The organism is Enterococcus mediterraneensis, from assembly GCF_900604485.1.
GTDB lineage: Bacteria > Bacillota > Bacilli > Lactobacillales > Enterococcaceae > Enterococcus_C > Enterococcus_C mediterraneensis.
Map to the genome: position 1 here is coordinate 184,247 of NZ_UWOP01000002.1, position 12,410 is coordinate 196,656.

Annotated in this window: 11 protein-coding genes; 4 read left to right on the forward strand and 7 right to left on the reverse strand. The window is 37.7% G+C overall.

Annotated elements, in window-relative coordinates:
• Nucleotides 1-22: 22 nt before the first annotated feature.
• The gene (locus EFB00_RS13515; protein WP_164709493.1) at nucleotides 23-163 is read left to right on the forward strand and encodes a hypothetical protein; all 141 of its coding nucleotides are present in this window, start codon (nucleotides 23-25) and stop codon (nucleotides 161-163) included.
• Nucleotides 164-226: 63 nt separating this feature from the next.
• On the opposite strand, the gene EFB00_RS12810 is transcribed toward EFB00_RS13515, so the two are convergent.
• The 7 genes from EFB00_RS12810 to EFB00_RS12840 all read right to left on the reverse strand — a co-directional run bounded on the left by EFB00_RS12810 (nucleotide 227) and on the right by EFB00_RS12840 (nucleotide 10,035).
• The gene (locus EFB00_RS12810) at nucleotides 227-2,359 is read right to left on the reverse strand and encodes a glycoside hydrolase family 65 protein (protein ID WP_122647272.1); all 2,133 of its coding nucleotides are present in this window, start codon (nucleotides 2,357-2,359) and stop codon (nucleotides 227-229) included.
• A 120-nt stretch (nucleotides 2,360-2,479) separates the two neighbouring features.
• Nucleotides 2,480-4,789, reverse strand: coding sequence for a glycoside hydrolase family 31 protein (locus EFB00_RS12815; RefSeq protein WP_122647273.1), 2,310 nt, complete (start codon nucleotides 4,787-4,789; stop codon nucleotides 2,480-2,482).
• Between the two features lie 222 nt (nucleotides 4,790-5,011).
• Nucleotides 5,012-6,034, reverse strand: coding sequence for a LacI family DNA-binding transcriptional regulator (locus EFB00_RS12820; protein ID WP_122647274.1), 1,023 nt, complete (start codon nucleotides 6,032-6,034; stop codon nucleotides 5,012-5,014).
• A gap of 59 nt (nucleotides 6,035-6,093) precedes the next feature.
• Nucleotides 6,094-6,909, reverse strand: a complete 816-nt coding sequence (locus EFB00_RS12825; RefSeq protein ID WP_122647275.1) for a carbohydrate ABC transporter permease — start codon at nucleotides 6,907-6,909, stop codon at nucleotides 6,094-6,096.
• The gene (locus EFB00_RS12830; protein ID WP_122647276.1) at nucleotides 6,909-7,784 is read right to left on the reverse strand and encodes a carbohydrate ABC transporter permease; all 876 of its coding nucleotides are present in this window, start codon (nucleotides 7,782-7,784) and stop codon (nucleotides 6,909-6,911) included. Before EFB00_RS12830 ends, EFB00_RS12825 begins: the two co-directional genes overlap by 1 nt.
• Before the next feature lie 104 nt (nucleotides 7,785-7,888).
• Nucleotides 7,889-9,277 (reverse strand): extracellular solute-binding protein, encoded by a 1,389-nt coding sequence (locus EFB00_RS12835; protein ID WP_122647277.1) that lies wholly within the window; start codon nucleotides 9,275-9,277, stop codon nucleotides 7,889-7,891.
• A 293-nt stretch (nucleotides 9,278-9,570) separates the two neighbouring features.
• Nucleotides 9,571-10,035 carry a TspO/MBR family protein gene (locus tag EFB00_RS12840; RefSeq protein WP_122647278.1) on the reverse strand — a complete coding sequence of 155 codons (465 nt, stop codon included), beginning with the start codon at nucleotides 10,033-10,035 and terminating at the stop codon, nucleotides 9,571-9,573.
• Between the two features lie 414 nt (nucleotides 10,036-10,449).
• Here EFB00_RS12840 and EFB00_RS12845 point away from each other — a divergent pair, with 414 nt between their 5' ends.
• Genes EFB00_RS12845 through EFB00_RS12855 form a run of 3 tightly spaced genes read left to right on the forward strand, consistent with a single transcriptional unit; the run spans nucleotide 10,450 to nucleotide 12,379 of the window.
• Nucleotides 10,450-10,785, forward strand: a complete 336-nt coding sequence (locus EFB00_RS12845; protein ID WP_122647279.1) for an ArsR/SmtB family transcription factor — start codon at nucleotides 10,450-10,452, stop codon at nucleotides 10,783-10,785.
• Nucleotides 10,782-11,474, forward strand: coding sequence for a type 1 glutamine amidotransferase domain-containing protein (locus EFB00_RS12850; protein WP_122647280.1), 693 nt, complete (start codon nucleotides 10,782-10,784; stop codon nucleotides 11,472-11,474). Before EFB00_RS12845 ends, EFB00_RS12850 begins: the two co-directional genes overlap by 4 nt.
• On the forward strand, nucleotides 11,459-12,379 hold the full coding sequence (locus EFB00_RS12855) for an NAD-dependent epimerase/dehydratase family protein (protein WP_122647281.1): 921 nt from the start codon (nucleotides 11,459-11,461) through the stop codon (nucleotides 12,377-12,379). The genes EFB00_RS12850 and EFB00_RS12855 overlap by 16 nt, the downstream gene beginning before the upstream one ends.
• Nucleotides 12,380-12,410 lie beyond the last annotated feature (31 nt).

Consider the following 12,410-nt stretch of genomic DNA (forward strand, 5'->3'; position numbering starts at 1 on the left):
TATGTGGATTTTCCGGATCGGGATGGGATATCTCGTAGGTGTCGTCTTGGGATACGGGTTAACTGGTATCTATTTCGTTATGACCGTGGAATGGGGCGTGCGGGGATTGATCTTCTTCCTGCGCTTCAGAGGATCGAAATGGTATCAGCATAAGCTGACTTAACCTAATTTTTAACTTGCAACACCCCGCTACCTTACGCTGATAAATAAGGTAGCGGGGTTGTTTTTACTGTATATCCATTTTCTTGATGGTGTGATCATTTTGCATTACAGAGATGGTATATGTTTCTCCTCTATAAATGGTGTTGAAGCTGATTTCTTCTATTTCTTTAGGTAAATGGGGTTCGACTTTCGGTCCATTTTCATCAAAAAACAAATGGCAAAATCCTTCAATGATCGTTAGGAATGTTCCACCCATTGATGCCGTATGGATACCGTCCTTCGTGTTTCCATGGGTATTATCCAAATCGACTCGGGCGTTTTCCAGAAAATATTGATATCCCTTTTCTACATTGCCCAAACGACTATAGACCGTTGCGAATGCCGAATAGGAAAGTGTGGAATCATGAGTCGTGATGCGATCATAATATGCTACTGTATCAGTTGCTACTTTTTCGGTGAAATCTTCCGGAAACAACATGAGTGCCAATACCGCATCGGCTTGCTTCGCTACCTGATAGCGATAGATCATTAACGGATGATAATGCATCAAGAGTGGATAGTGGGTTTCTTCTTTTGTCAACGGCCAAAAAGCTTTGTTTAGGAAATCGCGATCCTGTGCAATGATTCCTAGTTCTTCATTCATCGGCTTAGCCATGTGTATTGCTTTTTCTCTCATCTGATTCAGTTCTTCGTCCGTGACCTGCCACTTTTCTTGGATCTCTTTCCATTTATTAGGATATTCCGTTTTTATTTGTTGTGCTAAACGATCCACCCACTCAAAATGATGCTGAACCATTCGATTAGTATAGAAATTATCATTCACCAGTACCGAATATTCATCAGGACCTGTCACCTTATCAATATGGTAGCTGCCGTCTCGATAATAGCCGATCTCATTGAAAACCCGCGCAGTCTCTAACAGCACGGAAAAACCGCCTTGGATCATAAAATCCATGTCATTTGTCTGCCGATAATAACTGATAAAGGCATAAGCGATATCCGAATTGATATGATGCTGGGCGGATCCGGCTTCAAAGAAAGCTGAAGATTCAGAACCAGAGATCGTTCGCCAAGGATAGAGCGCTCCTGATCGATATCCGAATAACCGCCGATTTTCTTGGGCTTTCGCTAATGTGTTGATACGAAACTGCAACATCTGCTTAGCAATCTCTGGATTCAAATGGAGAAACACTGGGAATACATACATCTCTGCATCCCAAAAATAATGACCCTCATAACCGCTGCCGCTGAGTCCTTTGGCGGCGACACTGGTCTGTCCATCTGTCCCGACAGATTGCAATAATGCATAGGTGCTGTAATTCACGCTTTCCTCTAAAGGAAGCTCACTTTTTATCCTGATAGCTGCGGTTTGCCAAAATTCTTTCAAATATTCTTCCTGCAATGTCGCTAATGCATCAAAATCCAGATCAAGACCTTGTTGGTCGTTTTCATAGAATCCATAACTAAGGATTTTTTCATAGCTGGTATTTTCCAAAGCGGTCTGTACAACGATCCGCTCCTCTAGCCATCGCGTAGCAAGATGTCCGCCTTTTATTTTCCACTGCAGTTGGGCTTTCAAATGAGAGTTTTTCGTTTCAAACCAACAAGCGTTCTTTTTTGTTGGATCCTCGGTCACCTCCAATGAGTGGATTTCGTGGCTCATTCGGGGATCATTTTTATCGATGGTTTTGACTGGTTGGAAATTAAAATGAGTCTCTAATTCAATTGGCTCCTGATGATTGATTCGTTCAAAATCGATTTTCATGGCAAAAAGATTTTTATAGGTAAATGAAGCAAGCCGATAAATCGCGATTTTAGTCACTCGTCCTTTAGGAGACTTCCACACCAATTTACGGACTGTCATCCCCTTTTCCAGATCGACATAACGTTCGGACTCTTCTACCATTCCTTGATCGATCCGAAAAGCTTCCTCACCGATTTTGATCAAGGTCGTCTGTCCGTCTACTACGCTGATCATCGTTTCTCCTGTCGGGGTAAAACCCGCCATTTTTTCCGGATAAGAAATGGTTTTCGTTTCATAAAAACCATTCAGATACGTCTCACGATTGGTAGCGAAAAAATCATAATAGGCCTCTTCCAAGTTCCCTCGCACCCCAATAAATCCGTTTCCATTGAATAAGATACTTTCCGCTTTTTCCAGTTCTTCTTTTGTGTAATCATTTAAAGAAATCTTCATGCATATTCTCCTTTTGATGTGAGATCAGTTTATGTGTGAACCTAAGTCAATATATCGGAAAAGAGAATCTCGATCCTACTTTTAGGATACTGGGAGATTCTCTTTTCTGCTAGTATAATTCTAACTTCTTTGGATATAAATTAATTCATACAAAGCATTTCGCAGATCTTCGTTTTCAATCTGCTGTAAGAAAGCTGTCAGCTTGAAGCCGTCAGTAGTTTCTTTGAAATAGCACCAGATCCGTTCCTTTTCGGAAAATGGAATTTCTGCCTTATTTAGGAGATCAAAAAATTTATCGCGAATAACCTGTGTTTGAACTGGCTGAAACCCTTCTACGTTAATTGTTATAGCATTAGAAAAAGCTGCGTCGATCAAGAAACTTCTTTCAGATAACTTTAAATCAAAAGGTAAAGTCTGTCCCAAATCACCTTTTGGTTCAAACATCTCAGTTCCGCAAAAAGTCAATAAATGTTCTCTTTCAGAAGGCAGAACCTGATTTGGATCTTCTACCATAATTGTAACGACTTTTTGTTCATAATCCAAGCGTATCGTTGTAACTGCTCGGTTTCCATCTTTTTCTTCAATCAGCTCAAAGTGATTGCTTTTTCCGGGAAAAATCTTCCACTGTAAACGTAGTGGCAACTCTTCACTGTTAGTTTTTTTGAGATCTCCGTCAAAAGGAATGATTCCACCCGCCTTTACAAAAACAGGGATCGAATCTAAGGAGCGATAAACAGACAATTCAACATTTCCGGAATAGCGCAAATTTGTAAAAAGATCATACCAATCCCCTTCAGGAAGATACAGGCGATTTTCTGATAAATGAAGTTTTTTATTTTCAGGTTTTATAATAGGGCTGACTAATAACTCTGATCCAAAAAAATATTCGTCTTTGTAAGTATACGCGTTGTCTTCTTCAGGATGATCGTAGTAAAGCGGACGAACAAGAGGCAATCCCTTTTCAGCAGTTAAAACATTCATGGTATAAAGATATGGGATTAACTCATGACGCAGCTGTAAAAATCGAATCATGTTCTTCTCGATATCCATTCCATAAATCCACGGTTCTTTACTGAAGAAAGGACTGCTGGAACTGTGAAGCCGATTGATCGGACTGAACACCCCAAATTGGACCCAACGCAATGCCAGCTCTTCGTCTTTGTAACCGTGCATGTGTCCCCCTATATCATGGCTCCACCAAGTATAGCCGATATTACTTGCGGTCGCAGTCATATAAGGCTGAAAGGCCAATGAGCGCCAGGTCACGATTGAATCGCCAGAAAATCCAATAGGATAACGATGACTTCCTGGTCCAGCGAAACGGGACAAAATCACTGGATCTTTCCCCTGTTTCTTCATATCTAAAATATGATAGTGATTCAATGTCCACAATGGATCAAGACCAGGAATACTGCTCTGTTCTCCTTGCTGCCAATCCAGCCACCAAAAATCGACTCCAATTTTTTCCAATGGGTGGTTGATTTCTTCAAAATAAACCTTTCTGAATTCCGGATTATTGAAATCGAACTTTGCCGGCTCTTGAATCTCCGAAGCCAAATTCAGTCTTTCAGCGACAATTGGATATTGTTCTTCAAACCCTCTGATTCCATCAGCTGGATGTACATTTAAAGTTACAGCCAATCCCCGTTGATGAAGCCAATTCAAAAATTCTTCTGGATCTGGAAAAAGCTCACGATTCCATGTATACCCTGTCCAACCACTGCCATATTTTTCCGGAATATCAGTCAGATGCCAGTCCATATCCAGTACTGCCACAGAAAGTGGAATCTCTTTTTTTTCAAAACGCGTGATCAATTCCCGATATTCCGATTCAGTATATTTCCAATACCTGCTCCACCAATTCCCCAATGCATATCTAGGCAACTTTGGGGGATGACCCGTCAAATGAAAATAGTCCTTCAGCGCTTCTTGGTAATCATGCCCATAGGCGAATACATAGACATCTTTTCCCGAATCACTCCTTGGATGAGGATCACCGTTTTTATCTACTAATAAGGATGCCGAGTCATCCAAAATGCTAAATCCATTTCGACTAAGAATCCCATCCTCTAACGGAACAGCACCGTCAATTTCATCCACTGTCCTAATTGTTCCCTTTAAATTTTCTGCTTCTTCCCCAAAGCGCCACTGATTATGGTACTCAGTAAAGTTGTAAGAAAAATCGATCGTCAAACTTTTATTATTAAATTCCTGATTCTTATGATAATGAAGATGATAGCTGGTGGTGATGATCTCGATCATATCTTCTCTTTCAACAAGCTGATAGGGGACCTCTTCAAAATCTCTATTTATAACGACTTGAGTCTGGCTATCCGTAAAAATGCCTTTTTCAGAATATTCTAGTCGTAAAAGCTTTTCTGTTAATAGCGAAAAGCGATATTTTTCTCCTTGAACAATTGTTTGAACCATTTAAAACACCTCATCCTGATATCTTTATTTCAACACGACACTCTTGGTTATCACAACAGAAGAGAACTCGCAAGTTTTGTGGTTTAACGTTAAACTAAATTCTTTTAAATAAATCCCTAGCATTCAATTATGAAGCAGGGATCGTAATTTTAATAAACGATTGTCATAATGTTTCCTGGCTGTTTTGTTGGTTTTCTAAGCAGATACACATTAGACGAATCATTATTTGATTTTTTTTACAGTTTCTCGAATCTTTAATTCCCCGGATAGATTCGTCAACTGTGCTACTTCTTTCTTATGATCAATGATATCAACTAACATCTGCATCGCCATCATACCCTTTCGTAGTTGATCCAGCTTCACTGTCGTTAATGGCGGATCCGTGAACTCTGCATATTTTATATCATCAAAACCAATCAGCGACAGCTTTTCTGCGGAATAAGCTTGATGCTTTTTTAAAAAATATAGGAAACGGATCGCCAGATAGTCAGCGGTAACCAGCACAGCAGAATAATGGTCTTTATCTGTCAACATATCTTCAAAGTCATTGTGGGTATACGCCAAATCATTTTTGACAGATAATTTTGCTTTCTTCAGCGCATCCAGATAGCCGAGATAGCGTTGTTGTACAACACTAGTTTGATGAATATCAAAGCCATAAGAAAGAAAAGCAATATCTTTATGTCCGTTTGCGATCAGATACTCTGTGGCCATTAGCGCAGCATGATAGTCATCAGTATTTAGAAAATAGCGGTTAGGATATACTTCAAGTCGGGAATATATTTTTTCATCCAAATGAGTATCAACAAAAATAATAGGGACATGGATACTTTTATTGACCTCTTCAAAAAGCGGCTGGCTGAAGCCGACAGCAATAAAGCCGTCAAAACGCCAGTTTTTTTGAATCATTTCAATATCCTTTTGTGAAGTTACTTTATGGACCAGCGTAAAAAATCCATTAGGCTTTGTGATCCGCTCGATTCCTTCTAATACTTCGGCAACAAAAGGATCAGTAAAATCCAATCGAGGAGTTTGTGAGAAATACAACAGACCAATCAAGCGAGAGGATGATTGAACCAAAGCACGTGCATTCATATTTGGTGAATAATTATATTTTTTGATAATCGATTCGATAAGTTCACGTTTATCATCTGAAACGCGATGAGCTTTGTTATTGATAACGTTAGAAACGGTAGTTACACTAACGCCTGCTTCTTCAGCAATTTTTTTTATCGTAATTTTCATTCTCATCGTCCTTTCAGGTGGTGCTAAAGTAATTATAGCTGATTATCCAAAATGTTCAATTACTTAATCGAACCGCTAGCCACACCGGCAATGAACCGTTTTTGGAAAGCAATATAGATCACGATAACAGGAATGATGGAGATAGATGTGGCAGCAAAAAGACCACCATAATCTGTTCCATACTGTCCATTAAACAAACGCAACCCTACAGAAAGCAGTTGTTTCGATTGATCATCAATCATCAAATATGGCCACAAGAAGTCTTCCCAACTCCAAAGAAATTGAAAAATCGCCAAACTGGAGATAGCATTTCTGGACATCGGCAAGATGATTCGATGAAAGATATAAAAATCGGAGGCTCCGTCCACTCGTGCCGCTTCTAATAATTCATCAGAAATTTGTGAGATAGACTGTCGAAACATAAATATTCCGAATCCACTGACCATCGAGGGTATAATCAGTGATTTATAGGTATTCAACCAACCAAAGTCCACCATCATTTCGTATTTAGGAATGATCGTCACTGCCCATGGCAGCATCATCGTACTCAAGACAACACCAAATAAAAGATTCTTCCCTTTAAAATGAAATTTTGAAAAAACGAACCCCATCAAAGCACTAGTGTAAATAATGATTGCAGTCGTTAAAACAGCAACGAACAAGCTGTTAAAGAACATCCTCATAAAATCGAATTTTTCCTGAACCCCGGTAAAGTTTGCCAAAGTCGAAGGTGTAGGAAATAATCCTCCGCCTATTTTTACGATCTCACTGTTAGGCGCAAAAGCGGAAAGCAGCATCCAGATAAAAGGAATGATCGTGATCAATGCCAATACTAATAAAAATATATTCAACACCAGAGATTTCACTTTTTCCATTATGCTTCATTCCTTTCACCTGTGACTTTAAACATGATGATCGTTAAAATCCCGATAATAACAAACAAAATAATCGCCATCGCTGAAGCTGTCCCAAAATTGTATTTTACAAAGGCCTCATCAAAAATCAAATACGAAATAACATATGTAGATGTTCCGGGGCCTCCATTTGTCATGATTAAGATCTGGATATATGCTTGCAAATAAGTGATCAGCGATGTAATAACAACAAAAAGCGTTGTCGGTTTCAAAAGCGGTAACGTAATCCGCCAAAAAGTCTGCCAGCTGGTAGCCCCGTCGATTTTAGAAGCTTCAAAAACATCTTCTGGAAGGCCCATTAAACCACCTAAAAATAAAACCGTTGCATAACCGAAATCTTTCCAAATTGTCATGATAATGATTGCCGGTAATGCCCATTGAGAATCCTTCAGCCAGTTGATATCCAAATTGAATACTTTATTTATCAGACCAAATTGTGGATCGAACATCCACATCCAAACAAAGGAAACTGCCACTAATGGTGTAATGGTCGGCATATAAAACAATCCTTGAAAAAGGGTTTTGACTTTTGTTAACCTTGAAGATAAAAGCAGTGCCAAGCCTAAACCAAAAACGATCCGAAAAACTACTGCGAAAAAAGCAAACACCATTGTATTTCCCATTGACTTCCAAAAAAGTCCGCTTGTCAGCACCTCTTTAAAATTTTCCAATCCTACGAAGTTATATTTATCAATCAGAGGATTCCAGTCATGTAAGCTCCCCGCAAATGCTTTATAGATGGGATAAACCAAAAAAATAGCAAAATACACAACTAATAACAAGACCGCGATATTCTTCAAATTGATAAAAGAGCGTTTAGGTTTTATTGTTTCCATAGTGAATCACCCCTCTTTTTTATTAGGGATTGCGACATGAGCTTTCCTATCGTCGAAGCTCAACGATAGATTACTTTGTCATGCCGCATCCCTGAAATTACCGATTAATTTGCTTCATCAATAAATTTATAAGTATTTTCCAGTGAAACAAAATCCGTATCCCGCATATCTTTTTCCATTTGTTGCTGACCGGATTTTAACGCACCATCTAAATCTTTTCCGTTAAATAAAACATCTTCCATGGTCTTTGTACCTGTAGTTTCAATTGTTGCTGGAAATGGACCAGGCCAAATCAAGCGATCTACTCGCGGTGCGATTACCTTCAATATTGGATTATCCAGAATTTCAGCGTTATCCGCTAAAGATTTCTTGGTTGGGAAAGAAGCAAGAGACAGCGCGCCCGCTTTTGAATATTCATCATTAGCCAGACAGTATCTTAGAAAATCTTGTGCTACCGCTTGCTGTTCTTCTGTTTGATTCTTATTGATTCCTGGTGTGCTTTCACCATTGTAACGGTCATAAGCCATTGGCACCGATTCATCCGGAGTTGGTGTTGCAAATACACCAAATTCGATATCAGGATAATTAGTATTCAATTCATTTAAATAGAATCCCCATTTATAAACCATCGCAGTTTGACCATTGCCAAAACTTTGGGAAGAGTCTGCTCCAAAATCTTTTGAGCCGACTTGGTCTTTTTCATACAAATCAAGTAAAAATTGCAAGTTTTCTTTGGTAGTGTCATTATCGTAGTTTGCGACTTTGCCATCATCTTTGAAAAGCAACTCACCTTTTTGATAATTCAAGCCTTGATAGATTGCACTGTAAGTTTCACCATTCCAGTTGAATCCGGCTTGTGTGATTTTATCGCCATCTTTTTTCGTTAGTTTTTTAGCAACTTCCCGGAATTGATCCCATGTTTTAGGGATATCCTGATCAGTTAACCCAGCTTCTGCCCATAATTTTTTGTTGTAGTAAATGTTACCCGTGTTGATCATGCTGTCGATATAGTAAACTTTGCCATCGATCACGTGAGGATCTACCGACGTAAAGTCTGCCTTTAAATCTTCTAAATCGATATCATATGGCTGTAAATAAGGGATCAATAAATCATGTTGAGAATTGTGGATATTGAAAACCGCAGGGCCATTTTTTCCTTTCAAAGCCAAAGGTAACTTAGTCCAATAATCTTCCCAAGGATGGTTCACGACTTTAATAGAGACATTAGGATAAATTTTTTCATATTCTTTTGCCATTGCAATCGCTGGATCGCCTTCATTCCATGTCCAATATTCAATATCAATCGGTTTTCCGTCGTTTACTAACTTATTGGGATCAAATTTTACTTGATCACCAAGAACTTCCATTCCCTTATCTTCTTTTGTATCTGTCGTACCACCAGCACTTCCGCCCTGACTACCATTTCCACATGCCGCTAATCCCCCAGCCATCAAAAATGTTGCTAACATCACTAACATCTTGCTTTTCTTCATGAAGCTTTCCTCCCTTTAGTTTAACGTTCAACTTCATCAGTAGTTTAACGTTAAACTAAATAGTTGTCAACGCTTTCAATAAATTTTTTATTTAATAATTGTCGTAATCTATAGTCTGATTGAAAATATTCGCTATTCCCCAACAAAAAATAACAAGCAAAACATTCAGTTATTTTTTACCTTGTCATTGTGGGATACTACAACAATCTAAATACCTAAAGAAGCTGGAAAAGCAAAATTTTCTCTGCCTTTCCAGCTTCTTTGTAAAACAATTCGATCTTCAAAAAAACTGACTAATTAACCACAATAATCCCATAATTCAACACCATCGCAAAAAGCACCCAAAGATAATACGGTACCAGCAAATAAAAACTGATTTTTTTCTTGTGCCATAATAAATAGAGAAACCATGTCAATAATACAGCTAACAACGTGATATCGATCACTGCCAGCCAGTTTGCTTTAAGATTGAAGAAGAAAATAGTCCAAAGCAAATTACAGATTAACTGAATCCAGAAAATTGTCAGCAGATTATTTTTATCTTTGCCGTTTTTTAGCTCCAGCAGTGTATAAAGACAGATACCGATCATAGCGTACAGAACCGTCCAAACGGGACCAAAAAGCCAACCCGGCGGCGCAAAAAATGGTTTCTGCAAGGAAGCGTAGTATTCACCTAAGTCCCCGCTCAACAATCCCACTAAAAAACCTAATCCCACGATACCAACCACACAAAACCAAAACTTTTTATCTTTCAGCATGATACTCCTCCTCTTTTTCGATAGAATACCCCATTTTTTTGCAGCTTCAGAGCAAACAAAGGGGATAATTCCATCCTACCATAGCCTTTTTTGGGACGCGAAAAAGATGATTTCAAAAATTCCGGCAATAAATTTGAAATCACATTGAAGCTTTAAAATAATTGAGATATTAACCTCATAAAACTATTGAGTAAAAGAAAAATAGACAAAAAGTTCAAAAATAGAAGAATGCTGATTCATTTGCTTTCTTAACTGTATAGATATTTTTTTTAATATATTTGTAATACCACTGATAAACGATATCTTCGATGCACCTCTCTCCCCTAGATTAACTTACAAAGTTTACATTATTGCAAAAACCTCGCATTTATGGTTTAATATTTTAAACTAATAAACCATAAAGGCGGAATCTCTTTGAATGATTATTCTATTCTAAAACAAGATCTGCATGACTTGAGCGATTTTTTAATTGCTTTGGGAGACGAAAAAAGACAGGCAATTATTATTCAATTACTTGAAGAAAAAAACTGTGGTGGTTTACAAGTTACCTCATTAGCAGAAACTACCAATTTGTCTAGACCAGCAATTTCGCATCATCTAAAAATTTTAAAGGAGGCAAAAATTGTAAATTATAGACAGGAAGGAAAGAAAAATTTTTACTACCTTAATCACGAACAAACTGAAATCAAAAAGCTGCAATCCTTTCTGGACAAAGTGATTCGTATTATGAATGAGAAGGATAATTCATGAAAAAAGTATTGATTGTTGAAACAAATATACAGAAATATGCTGGCACAAACGAAGCGACCGGACTTTGGCTTGGCGAGAGCATTGAATTTATTGATGAACTTCATAAACACAGCATTGAAGTCGATTTTGTAAGTCCATTGGGAGGATTTGTACCTCTGGATCCTCGAAGTATGAAATATATAGACAAGTCCATTATGGCGATTTATTCAGATAAAAAATTTGTCCGTGAAGGCTTGATAAATACGAAAAAACCAGAAGAAATAAATCCTGCTAACTATAGTGCTATCTACTTTACTGGTGGACATGGTGTTATGTGGGATTTCCCTGATAATAAAAAGCTGCAAGAAATTGCTTTAGCCATCTATGAAAATGATGGATATATTTTATCTGTTTGCCATGGAATTGCCGGGCTGCTTAATATTAAAGACAGACAAGGGAATTTTTTGATTTCCGGAAAAAAAGTTACAGGTTTTACAAAGACCGAGGAAATTTTAGCTGGAAAATTAAACGTGGTACCATTCTTAAATCAACAAGCAGCTGAAGAAAGAAATGCGATATTTCAAAAGAAAAGGTTTTATAAAGAATTTGCTTTAAAAGATAGTCGAATCATCACAGGGCAAAATCCCTTTTCTGTAAGAGCTGTTGCAAAATTATATATTGAGGAGTTAAACATATGCAAACCATCTTAGGTAGTAATGGACAGATCGGTCATGAATTAGCAAAAGAGTTATACAACAATTACACAAAAGATATTCGGTTAGTAAGCCGCAAACCTAAAAAAATCAACCCTAGCGACCAGCTAATATCAGCCGATTTAATGGATCTTGATCAAACAAAAAAAGCGATTGAAAATAGCGATATTGTATATTTTACTGTTGGTTTACCAATGAACTCTGAATTATGGGAAACAAATTTTTTAAAAATCACTAAAAACGTCATAGAAGCTTGTAAGGAATCTCGTAGTAAACTTGTTTTTTTTGATAATACTTATATGTATCCCAAAAATAGTACGCCGCAAAAAGAAAATACTAAATTTTCTCCTTTAGGTAGAAAAGCAGTCGTACGTTCTGAAGCGGCTGAATTAGTTTTAAGTGAAATAGAAAATGGACATTTAGAGGCTGTTATTTGTCGTGCGCCAGAATTTTATGGACCGGATAAAACTCAAAGCATAACTAATACTCTAGTTTTAGATAAAATCAAAGTTAACGACACTGCTAACATACCCGTTAGTAAAGATACGTTGAGGACTTTGATCTGGACTCCTGATGCCAGTCGCGCAATGGCTTTAATTGGAAATACTCCAAGCGCCTATGGTCAAACTTGGCATCTTCCTTGTGATGAACCTCATACTTATCTAGATATGATTACTATTTCAGAAAAATTACTAAACAGAACTGTAAAATATAAAGTCATTCCTTTATGGCAGTTTAAGCTTGCCAAGTTTTTCAGTAAAAAAGTTAAGGAATTAGACGAATTGCTGCCTAGATATGAAGTGGACAATATTTTTATATCTGATAAATTCAAAAAGGCATTTCCAGATTTCAAAATCACTTCTCTTAAAAAAGGAATCGCTCAGCTGCTGGGTGAAGATTAAGGCTCCTTCCCTTTTTTATTTTGCGTTGAAT